The following is a 23,919-nucleotide window of genomic DNA, read 5'->3' as shown; positions in this document are numbered from 1 at the left end:
CGCAATGCGGAAGCTTGGAAGCTCGGAAACGAGGAATATCTAAGCACGGAAGCACGAAATGCAGGACTTCACAGCTCATGTGCATACGTTGGATGTAAAGAGCATAAATACGAGCATTTAGCAAATGCTCGTTATGAGATGCTAGCTATGAAACCAACTACGTATCATAGAACAGCTTGCGTATCGATAATGCGCAAGGCAAGGGATAAATCCCGCTCATCAATATGAAACGGAGCGGCCTGACGGGTTATTGGTTTCGCGCAGAATGCAATTCCGATACCAGCTTCTGTAATCATAGGAATATCGTTAGCGCCGTCACCAATAGCAATCGTATTTCTCATATCTATATCGTTAAGAGCTGCCCATTCTTTCAGCTTGCGAAGTTTGGTTTCTTTGGTAACAACATCTGAAGCTAAGGTGCCATCCAATACTACGCGACCATCAACGCTCATCGTGCCTAATGAATGCGCGTAGCAATAATCAATAGATAACTCCTCAACGAGTTTATCCGCAACTTCATGGAAACCGCCTGATACAACGCCTACTTTCCAACCACGATGGTGAGCGGTGTCAATAAGTTCCCGGGCGCCATTCGTTATGTGCAGAGTGTTAAAAACATCGTCGAAGATGCTCGTAGTCAATCCTCGAAGAAGATGAACTCTTTGAGCGATAGCCTGTCGAAAATCAATTTCACCGTTCATCGCACGTGCAGTAATAGCGCTAATCTGATCACCTAAGCCGCATGTTTTGCCCAGCTCGTCAATGACCTCTTCTTCAATAAGGGTAGAGTCGATATCCATAACGAGCAGGCGTTTCATGTCATGAGAAGCGTTCGAGATGGGATTGCGTGTAATCAGTGCCATGACTCGATATTAGCTTAAACAAAGGCGAGATGGTGAGTAATTCCACATTGCGATAATCTTTTAAGAAGATAATGCGTGTACGCAGTTGTCTCTGTATAGTTAGCGTATAGTTACATATATCTAACTGGAGTTGTGATATAGCTTTACTGGAGCGGCTATGACGAGTAATTCCATGCAGTGAAATTTTACTGTGAAATCTGACTATGTAAATTTCACTGCGAGATTTTACTGTGAGACGAAACATCATGGCATGTCATAAAGCGTAAAATGGCATAGAACATTTGCCAGTATTGGAACGGCATTCCAACGAAGAAGCAGATATGCCCATCTGAAGAATCGGGAAGCTTGTACAGTGGATATGCGCATAGGAGGAATTATGCAAGCAGAAGATCAGATTAACGAGATGACCACACATATGGATCAGCTGCGTCAGCGTAATCATTCATTGGCTCAGGCGTTACGGAAGGCAACCGAGCAATTACAAGAAGCCCGTGAAAAGATGAGTGCACTGAGTAATCCACCTATGACTCGTGCTACTTTCGTACGAATTGATTCTCAGCGTACGGTGAAGGGTACTTCACTAGTTACCGCAGAGGTAATATCTAATCATAGACATCTCGTGGTTAATGTCGCGCCTCAGGTTAATGCGATGCAACTTCGAGCAGGACAAAGTGTCCTCTTAGATGAGAACATGCGTGTTGTGCGAGCTGATGATTTTCTAGCCATAGGACGTGTCGTAACAGTTGTGCAAGTCCTGGAAGGTATGCGCTTACTGATTCGTGATGTGAGTGGTAATACGAGCATAGTTCGTCGAGCATATACTTTAATGAACGAGGTAGTCGAACGCGATGATACAGTGATGCTCGATGACAGCACTGAATTCGCTGTCCAATTGATGGAATCAAATAAGGCAGAAGAGCTTCTTCTTGAAGAATATCCACAGACTAGTTTTGAGGATATCGGCGGATTGGATAAGCAAATTAGCCAAATCCAAGATGCAGTACAACTACCGTTTGCACATCGAGATTTATATGCATTTTATGGGTTACAAGGAGCTAAAGGAATTTTGCTCTATGGTCCTCCGGGCAATGGAAAGACGTTACTTGCAAAAGCTGTAGCGCATTCGCTGGCTCAGGATTCTCGCGGAGCATTCCTTTCAGTCAAGGGTCCAGAAGTTTTGAGTAAGTTTGTGGGTGAGGCAGAGCATATGATTCGTATGGTCTTTGCTCGCGCTCGCGAATTGGCTTCTCAAGGACAGCCAGTAGTTATATTCATTGATGAAATGGATTCATTATTGCGTACCCGTGGTTCTGGCGTTTCCTCTGATGTCGAGACGACTGTGGTTCCTCAATTCTTGGCAGAACTTGATGGCTTAGAAGATCTGAAGAATGTTATTATTATTGGCGCATCTAATCGCTTAGATATGCTCGATCCTGCTGTTTTACGACCGGGACGATTGGATATTAAAATTCCAATTGGCTCACCAAATAAAGTGGCATCTCGAGCTATTATTTCCCATTATATTGATGCACGCATGACAGTTGATTCTAATGTGGATTCACTGGTAGATTCAGTAATTGAGGATATCTTTGATCCTACGCGAGTCATTGCGCATTTGCACTGCGACGATGTAGTAATGCAAATTCATATGTGTGATCTGATCTCGGGAGCGCATTTAAAGAATATTATTGATCGTGCAAAAATGAAAGCAATCAAAAAATCCCTCGTTCACGATGATATGAATTCGAACATGGCGGGCTTGAGCGACACAATTGATAATTCGAAAGATAAGTTAATAGATAAGTCGAATTCCGCAGAACCATCAGAAACTTTAGACTCGCATCAACGTGTGCTTCTCGACACTCAGATTATGCATTCCGCAGTTCAAGACGAATTCGTGGACATATACAATACGTGCGCGCATACTACAACTCAAGGATGGGGAATGCTCCTTGACCTAGGAGGACGTTCGATTCGTGCTGTAAGCATGGAGGAGCTGTAAGGATGGGGGAATTAGCGTGACAGTAAAACGCATTATGGGCATAGAAACGGAATATGGAATCAGTTGTACAAGCAATTCGGCCGCTCACGAAAATCATGCCTTGCTATCTTTTGAACAGATTCAGGCAGTGGCGAAACGTAACCCACATCTTCGTCACGTCATGTGGGATTACGGTTTTGAAGATCCGGTTCATGATGCTCGCGGTTTTCATATGCCACGAGCGCATGTGAATTCTGATTTACTGACTGACCGCGAAAATTTTCGATCGACAAATGTGCCTCAACCAAATGGAGCAAGAATTTACGTTGATCACGCTCATCCTGAATATTCATCGCCCGAGGTACTGACTCCGCAACAGGCATTAATATATGACCGCGCAGGCGATGCAATTATGCATGAAGCAGCGCAATCTACGCATGACGATTCAAACGCACAATTACCGCTTACCCTTTATCGAAATAACGTAGATGGTAAAGGATCGAGCTGGGGAAGTCATGAAAATTATCAAGTTAAACGTGCTGTTAGCTTTAATCATTTGGCAACGATTTTTACGACTCATGCGGTTACGCGGCAAATCTATACGGGCACGGGGCGAGTAGGAATTGGGGAGAAAAGCGAAAAAGCTGGTTTCCAAATAAGTCAACGAGCTGATTATTTTAAGACAGACATTGGCTTGCAAACGACATATGATAGGCCAATCGTTAATACCCGCGATGAATCGCATTCGACTAGCGAATATCGTCGTTTTCATGTCATTACAGGCGATGCGAATAGAATGGATGTACCTGAAATTCTTAAATTAGGAACGACTAGTCTTCTTCTGTGGGCACTTGAAGAATGCGTGCAGCGTGAAATAAGCTATGATGATTTTTTGCAATCTATGACTTTGAAACATCCAGTGAATGCTATGCATGAGGTGTCACATGATTTAGCTCTAACCCACGCACTTGAAATGTATGGCGGTGAAGATCTTACAGCTTTTCAATGCCAATTACGATTGCGTTCGTGGATTTATAGCATTGCTGCAGCTGTGTATGAAACAGACTCGCGTGGAGAGCCATTGTGGCCAGATGATGAAACGAAAGAAATTATGGATTTGTGGGCTCAGGCCCTTAAAGATATAGCGCAACTCATTCATGCTGATGACAATGAAAGACTTACTCTTAAAGAATCTGCTGCGCGTTTAGAATGGTTCGCTAAATGGCAAATTCTAGAATCGATGCGCCGTCGAAAGGAATGTGCTTGGGATAATCCTCTTATGCAAGCAATGGATATCTCCTGGGCGCAAATGGGTACCAATTCATTATGGAATAAAATTTCATCTCGTACGCAAAAAATCGCTTCGGATGCAGCTATTTCTTATGCTATGGGAAATCCGCCGGATAATACTCGTGCATATACACGTGGTATGTGCTTGCAAAAATATGCACCTTATCTCACAGCGATTTCTTGGGATTCAGCTATTTTTTCGAATAACGAAGCCGACAAGCCAATCGTGATATCGTTAGCAAATCCGGCACAACACACGCGTGAAGAAATGACAGACACGTTTACGGCTGAGCATAAAATAGAAGAAGTTTTATCGCGACTAGCGTAGGGGATGCGCAGACTTTCAGGGAGGAATTTATGGATTTGCAGCAGATTGCTATGCAGGTAGCTAAGATTGCTCAAGATGCTGGACGCCATGCCGCACAAGATCAGCTTACTCCTCATGTTTTAAAAGCTGCGTCAGCAGATGACGAGGAATCTCAAAAGAAAAAGTATTCTTCTGATATTGACGAGACAGTTGTCCGTTATTTGCGCGAGAAAATTACTGAGATTAATCCACTTGATGGTTTTTGGGAAGAAGTTGGCTCTGAGCGTGTACCAGGACAGTATTACTGGTGCATCGGTCATATTGACGGGTCTATTAACTACATGCGGAATATGCCAGAATGGACTATTACTGTTTCTGTCTTTGAGATTGGCGACGATGCTCAGGCTACGCCAATACTTGGTGTAGTGCATGCCCCTGCATTACATGTCACATATGTAGCTGCAAAAGGATATGGTGCTATTCGTATCCGTCAATCAGCTCTCGGCGACAAGCGAGAAGCGATTATGCCAACGACGACAGCAAGTTTGAAGGATTCCGTGTTGTGCTTTGGTATGTCATATTTCCCGAGCGAGTCGATGCGCGCCTTAAAAACTGTTTCGGCACTTGCAGGGCTACCATCAGATATTAAGCGTATGGGTCCTGCATCACTGGACTTATGCAAGGTAGCTGATGGCACATATGACGCATACTTTGAGCCATCTCTTCATTCTTGGGATGTGCCGGCTGTTTCAGCTGCTGCAGTCATAGTGTGGGAGGCGCAAGGGTATTTGAGGCAGTGGGATGGTTCTCCAATTAGTTGGTATCAAACTAATGATGTCATCGCTTCTAATGGACTCGTAATCAACGAATTGCAAGATTATTTGCTTCCACAGTCATGACAGTCATGACCGTTATGACAGTCATGATGCGAGAGAAGTGATCACTAATCAATGATTGCGAATTGTGCGGTTATCATATCGAGTGCGATGATAACGCGATAGTGATCATGATGGTGAGTGCAATGGTAAAAGTAGCGAGAACGAGAAGTTAGATTATTGAGCATATGAATTAGTACATATGCGAGTCATTGTATCAACGTGGAATTGAGGGGAAGACAATGCCTGAATCTTATCAGTCAACGAATGATTTTACACATAATTCTGGTAGCGCGCAGTCTCAGAATATGTATACATCTCATCAAGAGAACAATGAATTTAATATGGACAATGAACAGATTGCTACTCAAGGTAGTGATCAATTTTCTGAAGCAATTTCAGATCTAGATTCCGTTCTTGATGACATAGAAGCAAGTCTTGAAGAAAATGCCGAGGAATACGTCAATAGTTTTGTACAAAAAGGTGGACAGTAGTGCCTCAACTTCGAGATAGTACCCATAGCCTAGAAGAGCCGACGTCTAACGAGCTAGTCGGCTCACGTGACATTACCGGTATTAATGATGGCGCCAGCGATGTGAATGCCAGCACCGTAGATGATACAGATAGTGCTAACGATGATAATGAATTAAGTAATCGCGCTCATGGTCTGCCGTTTGAGCGCATTTTCGGTATCGAAACCGAATATGGTGTAAGTGTTACTGGGCAGAGGCCTGACAGTGATATGCTTGATGCTTCCCATGTCGCATCAGTTATCTTCGAGCCAATTGTTAGTCAGTCACGCTCTACGAATACATATATTGAAAATGGTTCAAGGCTCTATCTTGATGTAGGGGCTCACCCAGAATATGCAACTGCAGAAGCTCGTACAGTTACTGATGCTGTCCGATTAGATGCAGCTGGAGAAAACCTTATGGCCGCTTTGGCACATCAAGCAGAACGTGCGCTTCGCGAACGAACAGGCAATGAAAAATTGCGTGTTCATATGTATAAAAATAATACCGACTCGCAAGGTAATTCCTTTGGCTGCCATGAAAATTATCTTGTACGGCGACATGTACGACTCAACGATTTGGAACAAAGCTTCATTCCATTTCTGGTTACTCGGCAGATTTTCGCTGGAACTGGTGTAATTCGCGCTGGTCAATTCCAGATTTCGCAACGTGCGGATTTTCTTGAAGATACTATCTCTTCGGCAACAACTCGTGCTCGCCCTATGATTAATACTCGTGATGAGCCTCATGCTGATTCGCGAATGTATCGAAGACTTCATGTCATAGTGGGGGACTCTAATAGAAGTCAGAAAGCATCATGGATGAAGATGATGTGTGCTCATCTTGTTCTATGCATGATTGAAGCTCAAGCGCGCGGAGAAGATTATCGGTTAACTCGATTTGCTATGCAAAAACCGGGTGAATGTGCGCGCTCTATTTCGCGTGATACAAGTCTTTCAGCTCAGATGACTTTGATATCTGGGATGCAAGTTACCGCAATCGATATTCAACAAGGATATTGTGATGCTGCAGGACGATTTATCGCAAGACATTACAATGATTTAGCCCAAGATATGCGAAACGATATGATTGCTTGCGTGGAATTATGGCATCAAACTCTCGAATCCTTGCGTCAAGGCAACTTTAGTGAATTATCGAGCTGGGTTGATTGGGTAGCGAAATATCAATTGATTCAATCAATAAAAAAGAGAAGTGAAAATACTCAGAAACTGAATGCAAACGATGCTACACAGGGCACGTCCGAGGGCGATGGTGAGACGAGTAGTACTTCCTCGGCAAATAATTCTCAGGTAAATAAGTCTCAGACAGATGAATCTCAGACAATTAAATCTCAGACAGGTAAGAGTGCAGTTGATGCCCGAATCTCTCAAATCGATTTCGCATATCATGATATAGCACATGATGATGTTATCGGTGCGTTACAAAAAAATGGGAAAATAACCCCTATATTTACCTTGACGGAGATACGTGCTGCTCGGCATAATCCACCGAGCGATACGCGCGCATGGTTGAGAGGAAATTTTATTCAGCAGGCGCGTAAGAATTCTGTTCAGTGGTCTGCTGATTGGACGAGCATCACGATGCTTGGCAATCGAGAACGTCAGGCGATGACAGTTCACCTGATTGATCCTTTTGAGCATTCGCCAAATGAAGAATACGATGAATTTATGGGAGAAATTTTGACTTCTCGCAAGGATGATCCAATGCTTCCGTTGATTTAATCTGAACTGAGTTGATCTGAAATAGTTTGAACTATTTTGAACCGAGTCGGACTGATTTATTTTTTGCTGTAAGAAGCTATCACGTGATATAGCCCACGTACAACACAAACTTCTACGTTTTTGTGGGCTCTTATAAAACCTTAGTGATATTATTGTATATGATTCATTTTTTAGACAACGCCTATGCTGTCTAAAGGTTTCGTATCCAGTTTCTTCTTGGTAAAGTGGACTTGGATATGACATGCCTATCGTGATGCAGAAATGCGTGGTGAGCGTCATCTGTATTGCAGAAGACATGCGGTTTGTAATAGGTTTATAGAGAGAAAGTGGGATGATGAAAGTATCGTCCATAGGGAAAAAGATTTCATTGCTTGTGGCAACTTTGGTTATGAGTGCTTTGGTACTTGTTCCTGGAGTGCGATCAGCGCATGCGGCAGAAATCAACGAGCCAATTATTACTAGTGCTTCCGTTGCAAGCACACCATTATATAGTGTTGCAGGCGCGACAGTTAAGCTCACAATGGATTTCCAACTGCCAAATAACATCATTCATGAGGGAGATACTTCGACACTTACTCTTCCATCAGGTTTTACGTTTGCGTGGACCATGGACTTCAATGTTGAAGATAACTCTGGAAATGTAGTAGCGCGTGGACATGCTAATACCACGAACCGCACGCTTGTATTGACATATACGAATTATCCAGAGACTCACTCTGATATTCGTGGTTCTATCGAAGCAGCTATGCGCCGTGAAGATGAGACAAGTAATGATTACGGTATGAAAACACTGACTATCAATGATGGTAACCATACTGTCAATGTGAATGGTCAAGTGGACTATCGTCAGTGGACAGGCGATAATCCAAATGAGCGACTTGCTAAGTGGACAACGATTGATCCTGTAAATAAGCAAATCATTTATCATGTTCGTGTCAATGCACACGGTGATAATTTGAGCAACGTAGTTCTCGAAGATACTTTGAGCACTCCAGACGCGAGGTATGCTGGACCAACTCCTAGTGGAGACGAAATGATTTCCATTCAGCGCGGAACATTCGCTCGTGATGCCGTTGGTAATTTCTACATTACGAACGAGCTGGCTAGCAATAGTCCAGAAATCACAGCCGCACGCGCAAGCATTGCCGTTAATGCTCAGCGTAATCATTTCACTATCAACCTCGGCAATCTTGGTACGGATGGTGTGGTTCTTACCTATGCCGTAGTCTTTGGTCATGAGCCAGTTCAGAGCGAAGCGATTAATAATGATGTAAAGATTACATATGGAACTCCAGGACAGGAAGAAAGCTACCATAGCAGAGTTATGTGGCAAACTGTATCTGGTCGCGCAAATGGTTACAATTACACAATTGGCATTAAGAAGACCGACAAGAATGGTAATGCTCTCAAAGGTGCAGAATTTACCGTAACACGTGATCGCTCTGGCGAAGTCGTTGGAACAGTAACCACTGATGACAACGGTGAAGCTACTATTAATGGATTGCTGCGTGATGATTACACCATCACTGAAACCAAGGCTCCTGAAGGATACACTGTTGCAGCTCCAGTTAAGATAAATGGTGCACAGTTCGACCGTAGCTCGCTTTCTGCTTATGTGAATGTTGAGGATGAGAAGGTTCCAACCTCTCCAGTTCCACCAACTGAAGTCTCCACCAAGCCAAAGAAGAAGCAACAATTGAGTAATACTGGTAGTGATGTGACAGCTCTTATTACAGGTGTAGCTATTACCGCTTCTATTGCTCTTGCGGTCTTAGTTACTCGTAAAAAGCTCGCATGATTATTTGAATAATTTATCAGCGTAAATTATTCAAATTGCGCATCGCATGGGGAAACTTATTTGAGGTTTCCCCATTTTTTGTATTAATTTATATTAGGCTGGTGGCTGGTGGCTGGTGGCTGGTGAGGGGTGAGGGGTGGTGAGGCAAGATAGGATGATGAATTAGAATAAAACTCTAGATTAAGAGCGGACGATAGAGTATTAGTATAGGCGAATTAAGAATATATATAACCTTTTTGCAAGTGCGTACCATTTTTCTGGTAAATAACTGGATCGAGCAAATAAAAGTGGTATTTAATTGCAAAAAATATTTTTTACGGTAAATAATTCGATTGGCAGTTTCATAAGCACAGATAGTTTGTGCTTGGGTAATCTAAATATAATTTTGCAAGTGAGTGCTATTTTCCTAAGAAACGGATACTGCGAACAGGTAAAATGGTATGCACTTGCAAAAGAGTTTTTAAAAATATTAAGTTAGTGCAGCCGGATAAGCATATAATTTTGGGGAAGTCTTTCCATCCGGAAATTCTCCCCCAAAACTATATCTATTATTCTACTTAGGAGTAGTGAAGACTAGTTCTCCTGTGCAGCCTTCTTCAACAAAGAACCAGCAGTGAGCTTTACACCCTTGCTTGCTGGAATCTCGATGGTTTCACCAGTACGTGGGTTACGACCGGTGCGTGCTGCGCGCTCTACGCGTGCTACGGAAAGAACACCAGTGAGGCGCAGACCTTCGCCTGTCTGAAGGGACTCTGCGAGTACTTCCTGGAATGCATTAACAGCAGCTTCTGCCTGTACCTTGGTGAGGTTGGTCTTCTTTGCAATCTTTGCAACGAGGTCAGACTTGTTATATGCCATGATATGAACATCCTTCTTGTAAGGGGCTCCAGTGAGGAGCCGTTTTCACACTCTCGATAATACCCGATTTCCTACCCAAAACCGCGTAAATAAGCCAAAAAAGTCGTAATTTTTTTAATTTTTTTACTTAAAAACAAGGTTTTCATCAATTTTTCCATATTTTTTACCCGTTTACCCAATAGAAGTGGAGAAATGAAGGAGAAAATCGGAGCAGATTATTGATTATATGGTGAAGTTAACCAATTTCACTTAAGGACGTGTTATTAACTTAAGCATGAAGCAATCTAACGTGTAGATAGCTGAGTTAATAGCTAAAAAGAATCGCTACGCGGGTCACCTTTACCTACGTAGCGAATTAATCTTGTAAAAGGGGCCCCTCGAGATAGCCCGTGCGCTACAAACCGCTATATCAAGTTCTTTTTGCCCATCCAGCTCATGGCAATTGCACCCATAGGAATACGAATCCAATATGTCATGACTCTAAAGAGCAGCGTTGCAGAAAGAGCAAGTGCAGACGGTACGCCTACGCCACTGAAAGCTACCGTTAACGAAGTTTCTACGCCGCCTAAACCACCTGGGGTTGGAGCAGCAGAACCAATTGTATTAGCAACGAGGAAGAGGAAAGTAGTTTCAATATAGTTAGCTGGCACGTTAAAAGCTTGAAGAGCGGACCAGAAACTCAAACCGAGCATCAGATTTTGGAAGATCGAGCCAGTCGCTCCCAACGCTAGTTTTCCAGGTTGATACAATAATAAAGCTAGTTGGCGTGCAAAATTTTTGATTGGGGGCAGCAATCTTGTGACGATTTGCTTTCTTACAGGTGGAATAAGCATACTTAATGCAATGACAAGTGCAAGAACTCCAAGAACTATAGCAAGAGTTCCAGTTGGCAAGAGTCTGCTTAAACCGTTATTACCAGTGAATAATCCAAGTAAGACCATTACGATAAAAGTTGTTGCAAATTGCACAGCAACGACTGCACTCATAGCTGCGGTGGCTTCAGTATTACGATGACCAGTTTTACGCAAAAAACGTAGATTGACGAAAGCTGGGCCTACTCCAGCAGGCATACTTACAGCAGCAAAACTTTGTGCAATTTGTGAGACGAAAATTCCCACGTAGTTGCGCTTATCGCGATTAGTGTAAGTGCCAAGTGTGAGTGCTGATCCTAACCATGAAGCACATCCAGCGATAAGGCTAAGAACTGCAAACATGGGATTTGCGTGTTGAACGCTTTCTATGACAGCGCGCAAATTAAGTTGAGTGAGGATAACAGACAGAGCAACGACAACGAGGAATGCAGTTATGAAGGTACGAAGATTAAAACGAGATAGTGTGACCAATTCGATATTATCGCCGTCGTCTTCAGTTTTGAGAGATGCCAAACTATTACGTAGAGTCTTCATCAGATTCCGATTCCACGTGGATGATTCGCGAACTGATGAGGGAATAAGCACTTTCTGAATGAACGGTGCGATGGCAGTTAATTTATCGTCATCCCAGGTTTGTCGAGCAGCTTCAACTGTCTCTTCTGCTCCCAAAATAGTAGAAAGCAAAGTTAAAATTTGCACTCGATCTGCAGCAATATTCGATGCATTACTTGCTACGTCACCATTCTCCCAGCCAGCCACAATTAATTCTCCGCGCGCATTGCGTGCTAACGAATTGAGCGAAATATGACGGTGGGTGATACCTCTCGCATGAACTGCATCCAAGAAAGATAAGACATTAGCCACATCATCTTTCTCGATAGTTTGCGGGTCTGCAGGTGTAAGTGCAGTATTTTCCTCAAGAAAAAGAACGGATGAACCGTTGTAATCAGTTACAGCATAAGGGGTAACTGCATCGCGATTGGCGTTGCGCACAGCTAAAAGCATCATCATATGATGATGAGTTATATCGCTTGCAGATCGATCGTGACGAAGAGACAGGCCAGATAATTGTATCCATTGCCACAATTGACGAAAATAACTTACGCCATGGCGTTGTGCGTCAGCAATGGAAACGGTGAAGTGGGAATTATTAGTTGTTGTGAGAACATACCGACGCGAATTAAACGTGACGTCGTCATCGACACTGTATTGATTTAATCGAGTTGAAGTATCTCCAGCATAGATAATACTTTGTGGCTCAAGTCCCACAGATCGTGAAGCCTCGACAATCTTATCCCCCCAAATGCCGATATTAGGTGAACCAATAAAATAGCGGATGATGAGACCAACCATTCGACCGAGAAGTAAGGAGATGACCATTCCTACTAGGGAATTAGCGGAAAGCATGACGAGAATAGCAGCGATAATAATAAGAGCATTCCAACTCCAGCTTAGAGAAGAACGTATCCGGCGAGGGCCTGCACATGTGAGGAATGCTGTTAGACCGGCAAATAATTCCGGCAAAAGAGTTTGCACATTACTTGCTGAACGCAGTGCATCAATGAGTGGCGCGTAACCAGCGCTGGTGATGATTAAAGAAACTAAAACAGCTCCCGTAATTCCTAGCAAAAAGCCTACAATCGAGACGACCGTTTGGAACCATTCTTTATTAATCAACAATTGGGCAACAACGCTGACAATAATGATAGCCATCATTGTCTGTTGGATGAAAGTCAGAGGTAGCGCAAAGAGCCAATCATCAAGGACAGAGCCAACGGTATGAGCGTCTTGCTCGACTCCGCTGGTAACTCCATGAAGATAAATTGACACGACTGCTAGAACAATTGCACCGATTAGCGCGATGGCTGCATTCGCCAAATCCGAAATATCATGTGCTCTGCGCGGTTGTACATCAGTAACGTGTACGTTTTTTGCGTCCATATCGCCCTTCTGCTGCGTCGATTGGTAGGTTCAAGAGTACTTGAACCGTAAAGGCTGTGAAAACCTATCGTCTATGCTCGCGTATGAGCATGAGTACTCATTCACGCTTCGCTCGCACAAGTACGCATAACGTAATGAGTGAGATAAGTCAATTGTAGCCACAGCACTAAATTAGTTCTACTTTAGTTTTCATTACAGAATTCGCTTTCCCAAAACAGTCCGTGAAAATCCACATTTGGTATTTAAAACTATCGAAGGATATTCAGCTAAATTACAGTTCCAAGTTATAGCAAATGTTCTAAGTCTTGCTTGTCCAGTGAAGTGTTTTGTATGTCATAGAAATCGTTGGTATGTTGCCGAACTTATCCATTTTAGGAAAGAACTTGGGGATATAAGTGTATGGCAAATATGTCGAAGAGGCATATGCCTTATGCAATACGTGGTCTTAGAATTATTGAGGGTGATGGCTGTGTGCCATCACCCTCAATAAAAGTGCCAACGAAAAATCCGAGTTCTTGCTTACTGTTCGATGAAATCAACAAGCGTATCAGCTAGGCCGATATACGTTGCGGGGGTTAGGTGTGAGAGTCTATCCGCAGTTTGTTCATCGAAATTCAACGTTGCGATAAATTGCTTAACATCATCAGCTGAGATTGAATGACCGCGCATGAGTTCTTTGACACGCTCGTATGGGTTATCCATACCGTCAATTCCCTTAAGAGCTTGTGCGCGCATTGCTGTTTGAATTGGTTCACCAAGAACTTCCCAATTGTTATCGAGCTCTTGCTCAATTACAGTCTTATTTGGGTGAATCGACTCAAGACCGCCAGAGAGGTTATATAAAGCAAGCATGCCGTAGCCGAACGCTGAACCGACATTTCTCTGTGTTGTGGAATCTGTGAGGTCTCTTTGCCAACGTGATTCTACGAGAGTAGCACTCAGTGAATCAAGAAGAGCACAGGAAAGTTCGAGATTTGCTTCAGCATTTTCAAAGCGAATTGGATTTACCTTATGAGGCATAGTTGAAGATCCGGTAGCGCCCTTGACTGGTACTTGGGCGAAAACTCCACGTGAGATATACATCCAAATATCTTGAGCAAGATTATGTGCGATACGATTGAAGTGGCTCATCGCACTGTATAGCTCTGCTTGCCAATCATGATTCTCAATTTGGGTGGTCAAAGGATTCCACGTTAATCCTAGACGTTGAGTAACAAAACGATGTGACACACTTGTCCAGTCAACATCAGGCAATGCAGCTGTGTGAGCACCAAAGGTACCTGTGGCACCGTTAATCTTACCCAAGTATTCTTGGTTTTCGATAGCGCGAATTTGGCGGCTAAGACGATATACCCATACAGCATACTCTTTACCTAGAGTTGTTGGCGTGGCAGGTTGCCCATGAGTGAGACTGAGCATAGGCAAATCGCGGTTCTCTTCTGCAAGAGTAGCCAAACGGTCAACCAAACGACGTGCTGCTGGAAGCCATACATTTTCAACTGCGCCTTTAATGCACAAAGCGTAAGAAAGATTATTAATATCTTCGCTCGTGCACGCGAAGTGGACAAGAGGCTTCAAATTACCTAGCTGCGTCTCATCAAGCACTTCATGTGCCCCGTCTAAACGACGATCAATGTAGTATTCAACTGCTTTTACATCGTGACGTGTTACCGCCTCAATTTCTGCAAGCTCTTCGATGCTTTTGTTATCAAAGTCAGTGACTATAGAACGCAAGTAATCGATTTCTTCATGAGAAAATGGGCGAACGCCTGGGATATTAGACTCGCCACCCATGCCATTAGCAAGCTCAATCATCCATTCAACTTCAACGTGGATGCGTTCTCTATTAAGAGCTGGCTCGCTCAGATATTCGACAAGGGGAGCAGTAGCCGCCTTGTAACGGCCATCGAGAGGACTTAATGGAATATGAGGGGTGATATCAGTTAAGTTCATATTCCTAGCCTACGTCATGCCATAAACGCTTACAACATAAATTTATTCATAAATTCGACATGTGAAATACAAATTCTCATCCATTTTCCCTTCTGTAAACTTGCGAAAGTGCTCATTATGCTCGTTCAGCCCATCACTATCGAGCTCAAGTGCGTTCCGATATGTGGCTACGTGATAGTTCATACCATGAGACAGTTCATGTTTAGGTGTTGAAAATGGAACATGACTGGATTGCGCAGCCGATGGTGAATCTGTTATTTTCCCACGAATTGTTAACCAATGCGGATGGGAAGGATTATTCTTTCCATCTAAGTTAGATACTAATTCATGGTCAGTTTCGATACTTGTAACCCAAGTTTTCTGTGTATCGATTGGGTGATTAGCTACCGGCGACCCCGCTGTAACCACATGAGAAATCTTATAGGGGACAGTCTTATCGCTTGCGATAGAAGCTGCGACGATTCCTCCTTGTGAATGGCCGATGAGTGCGACCTCATCGGTTTCTTTAATTCCAGCTTGAGTCATGGCTTGAAGCACTGCTTGTTGACTTTCTGCCTGAGCCCGAGTGGAGGCATGTGATGCCATGAGATTAATGTTTTGCGCCCAACCAAAAGGCGAATCTTTATGCCCATCGGTTCCCGGGATGGTGACTATCCATGAATGAGTATTATCACTATGGGTATAGCGTTGGATAGAAATAGTGGCGTAACTGTTACCGGGCTGTCCTATGGAAAGACGTTCAAGATTACTGAGACTGTCGGAAAGACTGTGCGATTGGGGGAGTGGCTTATGCACAGTAATTGGATTGACTTCTAGACTTTTACCCTGATACACAGTGCGTGCCATACGTGCGACGGGAGAAAGTGCTTGAGCTGCTCCGGGGATACCGTTTCCCTGGGAAACGTTATCGCCAATTCCTTGAAGAACGCTTTGCTGAGCTTGTGCATTATTCGTAAGAAAGCCTTGAAAAGAGCCCCTATTCGAACTAGCTTCTTGTGATATGCTCCAACCGCTGAGAGCTAAAGCCATGGGGAGTGGAGAAATCCCCATGGCAAGGGTGACAAGCGATTGAAGTATCCGAGATGTCTCAGCTTCGGCATGAGAGTATATATCAAGACTCCTCTCAAGATTGTCGGTAATATTGCGGGTCCTATCTGCGATATCTGTCAAGACAGTGCGCAATTGGTCGCTATCTTGAAGTAGACGTGCTGTTTTTATATCGTAAGTGTGTATGTGAGTGGGAGCTACGCAGTTAGACAATACAGCGAGCTGATTATGTGCATAGGAATAACACTGCGCATAAGCACTAGCCGCATCAATGAGCTTTTCTGAGAAACTGGTCAGTATACATGCTAACTCATTAATTTCTTCAGGGTCTTCAATGTGAGTCACGCCACCGTATATGTATGCTGACGTAAATGTGTGTGAATCCATACGAACACTTCCATTTTGTAATGCGAATGGGGGGAGTAATGAGAAGACATGAGGAAGGATGAGAAGACATGCGTTCAGACGTTTTGCGCGGTACGCATGGAAACCAACGAAATAAGTTCTGAAATCAAACAGTCCAAGGAAACACAAACTGTATGAGTTTTGCTGTATTTTACCCATCCGTTATATAACGAGATTGAATAGATTGAATTTCTTCACTGCAATGAATAGCTAAGCTTGCGATTTCTCTACACTTATTTTTGAAATTTTCACCAGCAATTCCATCCCAATGCACTGCTATACATCGTTGCAGCGCATTATTGATATCAGAAAGAGTTGATAACGCAAGACAGTGTGCGCTTAATGTAACGTAGCGAGTTTGCTCGTATAATTGCGCGCATGTACATGTATTTTCCATGTGTAATTGTCCAGTAGTTTGAAGGATTAGACGAAATTTATCTTTCTCAAACTGATCCAATGTACGCGCACTAGAAGCATCGTCCCCATTATTAGCTACGCAAGCTTGGTTGCTATCAATCGTAAGCGGAAATTGTGGTGAAATTCCTAAAGATCTTTCGAAATATGTACGAGTCATGTTTTTATTGTTACACGGATAATCTGTATGGAACGAACTAAAAAATTAATGTGAACGAATGTGGAAAAACTCCGGTTTGTCTAGTGACTACGCAATATGAAAGATGGGTGTTTTATTGCGAATGCCGTAATAAAACACCCATCTAAGAAGAGTACGAGCAAGAAGAGTATGAGTAACTACCATGGCTTTCGTGTAGTTGTCTTAGGCTGTTGCGGATTGTACTCTTGCTGGTTCGTCGAATTATTATCCGTTAAGGTCTTCATTCTTTCTTGAACATCCGCATCAAGGCTATTCGAATTATCTGACGACTGCGAGTTTGAAGAACTTGAAGAATTAGAAGATTGCGAAGATGCGTTAGTCGAATCTGAAGAATTACCGTTGGAATCATTACCCGCATTGAGGTCGTCATTAATCTGTTTAGTTAACGCCTCTGACACGGATTTATTATGTCTGACGGCATCGCGAAGAGAGGGAATCTGCAGCCACTGCAATGAAGCAGCATCGGAAAATTGTGAGTCAGTTTGAGCTTGATTCGCAGCTAGAAGCTCTAGATCAGGATTGCTCTGAGAATACTGAGAGATTGCAGTATTAAGCTGCTCAGTTGCCTGGTTATATGTACTTGCTATGAGTACATTGACTATTACAATGATTCCAGCGCAACTAAGGAGAATTGCTGCAATAATTGTGCTAACGCGGGACAGAAGCGAGCCGCGGCATTTCTGTGCATGGGCTGGATTCTCTTTACTGTTCGGATGAACAGTAGCAGAGGTCGAAGTTTTAGATAAAGTCATAATGTCAGCAACTTTCGTGAAGTGAACATCCAAGCAAACAATTCCCATAATCCGATAATGGTAAAGATAATCGCCACTGACCATATAAGAGAAACCGGTCGTGTAGTTTGACGAGTAGTCGTAATGAGGCGATATCTATCAGAAGAGTCCTCAGAGAGTGCATTCTTAAGAGTTGTCGTGCTATCCGTATGCACATATGTTCCCGATACTTGATCAGCAATTGTTTGCAAATTACTTTCACTCATCTGAGAAATTCCATCACTGCCTGTGTCTGGATCTTGTACCCAACTATTAGCCTGGCTAATCTCAGAAACTGTATCGGAGACAGAAATACCTGAAGAAGATTGAGGAATGCGGCCACCTTCTTGAGATCCTACGCCAATAATAACGGCGTTTTTTGTATACGCACGCAGCCCGGAAAAACTCTTAACTGCTTCACCAGTGGTTTGCTCACCATCAGTAATAATATACAAAATAATCGTATCTTCAGGATGGCTCTTTTGCGTCTGACTCATAGTTGTAGTCAAAAGATTTAAAGGTGAATCAAGACTTGAACCAGTAGAAACATTAGTCGGCTCAGTTCGTAAAGTATCTGCCCAAGTTTGGATTGCACGTGAATCTGGCGTAAGCGGAACAGAGACGGTTGAACTAGCTCCAAAAGTAATAGCTGAGAAATTCGCGTCAGGATAGTGATCCGTAATATCGTGTACCGCATCACGCGCAGCGCGAATTCGCGTAATAGATTGTCTAGAGCCATACTGAGCATCGGCGACCGCCATCGATCCTGTTACATCGACAGCAATAAAAACGTCCGTTGCATTGACTGCGCGTATTGTTGAAGATGTATACGTGCTTGGCCCCAGAATCATCACAATAGCCACAACAGCTAATATCCAGCGACGTGCAAGCATCCATACAGTTGCATCGTTATAGACGCGTGAGCGCGTAAATTTTACGGTATGCCAAGTAATCGTAGCCAGTATGACAATGATGACAATTGATGAGAGCACCCATCCGAATACAGGAATAAAAACTAGTGACATTATCGACGTATCCTTCCTGCAGCAATCACGAATACTAATAGCGCAATGATAGAGATGAGAACGATTAAGCCTGGTGCGTCAATAAGGCTGCTGGAATCGTCGTGAAGCTGCGGTCCAGATTTGGTAGAAGTGATATCACGAACTATGTCTTCGACGGTGTCGTTGGCATTTAGATCGACATAAGTGCCACCATTAGCTTCAATAGCGGTTCTCATGTCTTGTGCTTCTTGAGAGTTACTTGTTTGGTTTGAACCGACGTATAAAGCGTCCACATTAATTCGTGCCTGATGAGCGATTTGTAATGCTTCATCAAGTGTAAATGTTTGTTTACCTGATGGCACATTATCCGTGGCTAAAACGATTGAGGCGCTTCGAGCATTGCGTGCTGACGAATTTTCTAATTGAGGTAGCATCATAGTGCAGGAAACTAATCCATCGCCAATTAAGGATGTTGAATTTTCAACGTTTTGCGTTCCATGAAGCCAATCATTTACTTCTTGATATTGCTCGTCGCTCATAGCGTCAATAGACTCTTGAGTTTGCACTCTACTGAGCAAATCATACGCATGATTGAGCTGATTCGAAATAACAGAATAATCATCTGTAAGAGGGAAAACAGTTTTAGAAGTAGAGTTAAAGATACTCAGCCCGATGCGTTCGCCGTGAAGATTATTTACGAGTTGTGAGTAGGCAGCAATAATTTGCCGATCATACGCCAATGCTGACCCTGAGACGTCCAGGCATAGAATGATATCGCGAGACGAATTATTTGCTTGCTGAGGATTAATTGTTGAAGGGCGTGATACGAGCAAACTCGCGCAAAGAATGCTTACCACAAGAGTTATAACAGCAATGATGCTTCCTCGTTTATATCGTGATACAAAGCGTGAGGCATCTGATCCGAGGTAATCATTTTCGATGTTGAAGACAAAAGCGTCACGTGCGGAATCGGCTCTAGGCCTTTGAATATCAGTATCAGTAGCTATATCAGTATCAGTAGATTCGGAGCTTTCCAATTCTTCATCACGATGTTCTAAACGTGTAACAATGTAGCGAGCAATGATGATAGCGAGAAGAATGACAAAGGTAAATAGTAGACCGGCAATAGGCCAGGTAAGCCGTGTCGGTAAGAATGTCTGTAGTGAGGTGAGGAATGTATTCATTAATCGTCCCACCTTTCGATAAGTGCATCAACCCAGCCACAAGCTTCTATTACTGTGGTGCTGGCACTGCGCGTGTGAGTTGCTTCGAAAGCAAATTCGGGTGGATATAATGCCTCAATAGTTGTGCGCAAGAGATTTAATCCATGAGAATTCTTGAGAGCGGGTGAAATCTGAGATGATTGTGCCAAATCGGTGAGCGTGTGTGATGTGACATCAATTCCAAGTCGATCAGAAGCAAATTGACGTGCGATTTCAGCAAGTCGTCGGTAAGCTTCTTGTTTACTAATATCGCCTGCAGTATACTCGGTCTCGACATCGCGTACCTGTGCCTTATAAGTGGCATTGTCATGTCGTGATGATTGAACAACTTTACGTTCTTTCGCACGAGCAGGAAGAAATAGAATAACAGCAATGATAATGCAAGCAATTGCAAGAGCAAGAACAATTCCAAGAACGATAAGGAGCATAGACGTATTAAATACGCTGGACGGTGTCTGGTTAAATGTGGCAGCTTGAGGGATGCCATGAAAACTAAGTTCACGAATATTCAAACTACGTAGCGGAAGTATAGTGACATTTTGCGCGAAAGATGGTAAATGAATCATTATGCAGCAACCTCGTTTCCTGCATTTATTGAGTTCGCTGTGCTTGCCAAGCTTGCTGTGTTAGCCGAAACTTTAGCAACAGAAAGAGCGCGTGTAGAGGAAGAATGAGCTAACGAAATGCGGTGGACGAATTCATTAAACATAGATTCGCTCGAATCAGCGTTAAAGAGAGTCGCACCCTTAGACGTTAACTGGTGATCTAATTCATGTACTGTCATATGCCGGGATACGTTAATTTCATCTCTCACTACGGTATTTCTCATAAAAGCTGGCACTCTTTTACCCGTAAGACCATCATAAACAGCATCGAAGCGCGTAAAACTTTCAGCGGGATTGACCGATGTCACATTTATGACGACAATCGGATGAGTTTGTGCTAAAAGACCTACGGTTTCTAAAGATGTATCATTCCATGATGTATCTGAAGTGACCATGATAATGAGGGAATATTTATCGCGAATATGCCGCGCATAATCAAGCATTGACTCCCAATCGCTTGCATAAGGCATGGGATGGTGTGCAATATTATCAAGCAGTGCATCGCATTCGAGATATCCGCCCGAAAATGGCATTCGGGTTATCGAATGCGAATTACCAACAACAAAATTCACATTGTCCGCGCGCTTTAGAGAGAGCATCGCGAACATGCGCAGCGCATTCATCGCTACATCAATTTGTCGCTCTGCTGATGGAGTGCTCCCTGTTAATTCTCTACCGGTATCAATAAGCATCCACACGTTGCTCGTAGCGTTGTGTTCTTTTGACGCAACAATTGGAAGACCTGCGCGTGCACTCGCTTTCCAATCAATTGCACGCGATTCGTCACCAATCACATACGGACGCAGATCGAGGAAATCGTAGCCTGAACCGCGACGATTGCTGTGATGCTCTCCCTCGACGATTCCCATAGCTTTTCTCACAATTGGAAGAGTCAATCGAGGTCCTAATGCCTCAATCTTTCTGCGAATGGGATCGGATGTCGTATGTGCTACCACTAAATATCCTTTGGCTGTGTGTTATGTGCTTTGTGCTGTGTCGGTGCGTATTTATGACGGAATATGCAATATGACCAATGATGTATCGTTCATGCGGTCAGTTCTCATAATGTGCGCTCTGTTGTAAGGAAACCGAGGCAATCTAGACGAATCATGCCCAACGCTCATTATGAGTTGCGGTACGCGAAGTTATGGGTTTTATGGAACTGGAACGGTCGATACGATAGTGTCAATTACCTGATCTGCGCTAATACCATCAGCGAGTGCTTCAAAAGTCATAAGAATACGGTGTCGCAATACGTCATGAACATGTGATTTCACATCCTCAGGGATGACGTAGTCGCGACCACTCATCAAAGCTTGTGCTTGTGCTACTCGAACTAAGCTAATGGAAGCACGAGGAGATGCGCCTAATCGAACGAGCGAGGAGAGACCCTTGATAGGATGAAAGCCTGCACCACGCGAGGTTGAGATAAGATCAACGACATACTTTTTAATATCGTCACTGACGTGAACACTTCGAGCAGCGCTTCGCAAGTATGTTACATCGCTTAAAGAAATTGTATGAGTTGGATCATTATCGAATGACATGCTATCGCTGGTCTGATTGCTCAGCATAGAGAGCATATTTACTTCTTGGGCGGCTGTCGGATACGTCATAACTGTCTTCATCATGAATCGATCCATCTGAGCTTCAGGAAGATTATATGTTCCCTCTTCTTCAACCGGGTTTTGTGTAGCAATAACCATGAAAGGTTGTGGAAGAGCGATACGCTCGCCGCCGATAGTGGTTGCTCCTTCTGCCATGGCCTCGAGCATCGCTGATTGGGTTTTTGCACTTGAGCGGTTAATTTCATCAAGAAGGACAATATTGGCATGAACAGGGCCAATTTGAGTAATCATCTTTTGAGTTGCGAAATCAAAAACCTGTGTGCCGACGAGGTCAGCAGGCATGAGATCGGGAGTGCATTGGATACGCTTGAATGTTCCTGAAACGCATGAAGCCAGAAGACGTGCAGCAGTAGTCTTTGCTAATCCTGGAACGGATTCGATAAGGATGTGTCCGCCCGCTATCAAAGTAACGATTAAGGATTCACGTAAATTTTCTTGTCCTACAAGGCCTTGTGAAAAACGTTCGCGCATACGTTGAGCTAATTGCATAGCGCGCTTCGGATTTTCAGGTGTGCTAGGAGTTGACAGTGTGCTTCCAGCAGTATGAGCGCTGGTACCTGTACGGGGTACAGGGGGAATTGAATTGAGCGAATTTTGCGGTGTATCTGAAAAAAGTGCCATAGTTCAACCTTAGGGTATAACGTGCATATGTACGAATTTTTGCGCTAACTGCAAAGCAATCTGCACACTATATCTGCAATATCTACATATGTATACCAATATATAAGCAATTCGCAAATGATTTCTGGACAATTTTTAGAGTGGTAAATCGTTGTGTAATGTACTCAAACGAAGAGATCCAAACGAATAGTATTAAGGTAGTTGCCAATTAATAGGTGTGGCGCCTTGTTTGATAAGTGCTTCATTGGCCCGTGAGAATGGGCGAGAACCGAAGAAACCTCGATATGCGGATAACGGACTTGGATGAGCTGACTCAATAATAGTCGCGTTAGTGAGAAGCGGCTTGAGACTGCGAGCATTACTTCCCCATAAGATCGCAACGAGGGGAAGAGGTTTACCTGTTGCGTCCGTTCTTGAGTTAAGTGCTGTAATTGCTGCTTCGGTAATAATTTCCCATCCCTTACCTTGATGCGAATTTGCGCTTCCAGCTCTCACGCTTAGTGATCGGTTGAGCAGCATTACGCCTTGATCAGCCCATGGCGTTAAATCACCATTGGATGGTGTGGGTACATGGAGGTCATCTACTAGTTCTTTATAAATGTTGATAAGGCTCTTCGGTATTGGAGAAACCTCAGGAGAAACGGAAAAACTTAGACCTACAGCATGTCCTGGAGTTGGGTACGGATCTTGACCAACAATGAGGACCTTTATGGAGTTAAGAGGGTATGTGAAAGCTCGAAGAATCATTGACGCCGGTGGAAGGGTTTGAACTCCATGAGAGTGCTCGGCTCGCAAGAAATTCCCCATATCGTGAATACGTGTCTCGACATGAGCGAGTGCTTGTGCCCATGAAGGGTCGATGATGTCACTGAGAGGTGCGGTTTTTGGATTTAGTAGTTGTTCGCTCACAGTAAATATTCTAACTGACGTTACAGAATACCCTAGAAAAATGGCTAAAAATAGCCTCTGTTTCGCACAAAAGAATTACTGAATGGTTAAAAATTGACCAGC

The 23,919-nt window shown here is 43.5% G+C and carries 19 protein-coding genes; 6 read left to right on the top strand and 13 right to left on the bottom strand.

The genetic code is table 11. The annotated features are described in order from the left end of the window. Positions 1-164: 164 nt before the first annotated feature. Positions 165-863, bottom strand: coding sequence for a phosphoserine phosphatase SerB (serB, locus tag EJ419_RS00475; protein WP_240680282.1), 699 nt, complete (start codon positions 861-863; stop codon positions 165-167). Positions 864-1,239: 376 nt separating this feature from the next. Here serB and arc point away from each other — a divergent pair, with 376 nt between their 5' ends. The 6 genes from arc (at position 1,240) to EJ419_RS00445 (ending at position 9,368) form a co-directional block, all read left to right on the top strand. Continuing rightward, complete coding sequence (gene arc / locus EJ419_RS00470; protein WP_165496178.1) at positions 1,240-2,865, top strand: proteasome ATPase; 1,626 nt, start codon at positions 1,240-1,242, stop codon at positions 2,863-2,865. Between the two features lie 16 nt (positions 2,866-2,881). Continuing rightward, positions 2,882-4,462 carry a depupylase/deamidase Dop gene (gene dop, locus EJ419_RS00465; protein WP_131282963.1) on the top strand — a complete coding sequence of 527 codons (1,581 nt, stop codon included), beginning with the start codon at positions 2,882-2,884 and terminating at the stop codon, positions 4,460-4,462. A 29-nt stretch (positions 4,463-4,491) separates the two neighbouring features. Continuing rightward, on the top strand, positions 4,492-5,340 hold the full coding sequence (locus EJ419_RS00460; protein ID WP_131282962.1) for an inositol monophosphatase family protein: 849 nt from the start codon (positions 4,492-4,494) through the stop codon (positions 5,338-5,340). Between the two features lie 218 nt (positions 5,341-5,558). Then, positions 5,559-5,810: a ubiquitin-like protein Pup gene (locus EJ419_RS00455; protein ID WP_240680281.1), complete on the top strand. Its 252-nt coding sequence runs from the start codon at positions 5,559-5,561 to the stop codon at positions 5,808-5,810. Beyond that, positions 5,810-7,570: a proteasome accessory factor PafA2 family protein gene (locus tag EJ419_RS00450; protein WP_131282961.1), complete on the top strand. Its 1,761-nt coding sequence runs from the start codon at positions 5,810-5,812 to the stop codon at positions 7,568-7,570. The genes EJ419_RS00455 and EJ419_RS00450 overlap by 1 nt, the downstream gene beginning before the upstream one ends. 331 nt (positions 7,571-7,901) lie before the next feature. Continuing rightward, positions 7,902-9,368, top strand: a complete 1,467-nt coding sequence (locus tag EJ419_RS00445; RefSeq protein WP_131282960.1) for an Ig-like domain-containing protein — start codon at positions 7,902-7,904, stop codon at positions 9,366-9,368. A 573-nt stretch (positions 9,369-9,941) separates the two neighbouring features. Here EJ419_RS00445 and EJ419_RS00440 read toward each other — a convergent pair. From EJ419_RS00440 to EJ419_RS00385, 12 genes are all read right to left on the bottom strand, one after another. Then, a complete protein-coding gene (locus EJ419_RS00440) occupies positions 9,942-10,226 on the bottom strand; it encodes an HU family DNA-binding protein (RefSeq protein ID WP_131282959.1) in 285 nt (94 codons plus the stop codon). A 404-nt stretch (positions 10,227-10,630) separates the two neighbouring features. After that, on the bottom strand, positions 10,631-13,039 hold the full coding sequence (locus EJ419_RS00435) for a lysylphosphatidylglycerol synthase transmembrane domain-containing protein (protein WP_131282958.1): 2,409 nt from the start codon (positions 13,037-13,039) through the stop codon (positions 10,631-10,633). A gap of 519 nt (positions 13,040-13,558) precedes the next feature. Next, complete coding sequence (gene purB, locus EJ419_RS00430; protein ID WP_131282957.1) at positions 13,559-14,992, bottom strand: adenylosuccinate lyase; 1,434 nt, start codon at positions 14,990-14,992, stop codon at positions 13,559-13,561. Between the two features lie 42 nt (positions 14,993-15,034). Further along, a complete protein-coding gene (locus EJ419_RS00425) occupies positions 15,035-16,426 on the bottom strand; it encodes a PGAP1-like alpha/beta domain-containing protein (protein WP_165496177.1) in 1,392 nt (463 codons plus the stop codon). Between the two features lie 169 nt (positions 16,427-16,595). Continuing rightward, positions 16,596-17,018: a hypothetical protein gene (locus tag EJ419_RS00420; protein ID WP_131282955.1), complete on the bottom strand. Its 423-nt coding sequence runs from the start codon at positions 17,016-17,018 to the stop codon at positions 16,596-16,598. A gap of 176 nt (positions 17,019-17,194) precedes the next feature. Next, on the bottom strand, positions 17,195-17,809 hold the full coding sequence (locus EJ419_RS00415; protein ID WP_131282954.1) for a DUF6466 family protein: 615 nt from the start codon (positions 17,807-17,809) through the stop codon (positions 17,195-17,197). Continuing rightward, positions 17,806-18,852, bottom strand: coding sequence for a vWA domain-containing protein (locus EJ419_RS00410; RefSeq protein WP_131282953.1), 1,047 nt, complete (start codon positions 18,850-18,852; stop codon positions 17,806-17,808). The genes EJ419_RS00415 and EJ419_RS00410 overlap by 4 nt, the downstream gene beginning before the upstream one ends. Then, positions 18,852-20,015: a vWA domain-containing protein gene (locus EJ419_RS00405; protein WP_131282952.1), complete on the bottom strand. Its 1,164-nt coding sequence runs from the start codon at positions 20,013-20,015 to the stop codon at positions 18,852-18,854. Before EJ419_RS00405 ends, EJ419_RS00410 begins: the two co-directional genes overlap by 1 nt. Next, complete coding sequence (gene ccmI, locus EJ419_RS00400) at positions 20,015-20,620, bottom strand: c-type cytochrome biogenesis protein CcmI (RefSeq protein WP_131282951.1); 606 nt, start codon at positions 20,618-20,620, stop codon at positions 20,015-20,017. Before ccmI ends, EJ419_RS00405 begins: the two co-directional genes overlap by 1 nt. Continuing rightward, positions 20,620-21,615 carry a DUF58 domain-containing protein gene (locus EJ419_RS00395; RefSeq protein ID WP_131282950.1) on the bottom strand — a complete coding sequence of 332 codons (996 nt, stop codon included), beginning with the start codon at positions 21,613-21,615 and terminating at the stop codon, positions 20,620-20,622. The genes ccmI and EJ419_RS00395 overlap by 1 nt, the downstream gene beginning before the upstream one ends. Positions 21,616-21,813: 198 nt before the next feature. Continuing rightward, positions 21,814-22,908 carry an AAA family ATPase gene (locus tag EJ419_RS00390; RefSeq protein WP_131282949.1) on the bottom strand — a complete coding sequence of 365 codons (1,095 nt, stop codon included), beginning with the start codon at positions 22,906-22,908 and terminating at the stop codon, positions 21,814-21,816. A 192-nt stretch (positions 22,909-23,100) separates the two neighbouring features. Then, positions 23,101-23,817, bottom strand: coding sequence for a uracil-DNA glycosylase (locus EJ419_RS00385; RefSeq protein WP_131282948.1), 717 nt, complete (start codon positions 23,815-23,817; stop codon positions 23,101-23,103). Positions 23,818-23,919: the final 102 nt, after the last annotated feature.

It is taken from the genome of Alloscardovia theropitheci, from assembly GCF_004332295.1.
GTDB lineage: Bacteria > Actinomycetota > Actinomycetes > Actinomycetales > Bifidobacteriaceae > Alloscardovia > Alloscardovia theropitheci.
This window is presented reverse-complemented; position numbering and strand designations above follow the sequence as displayed.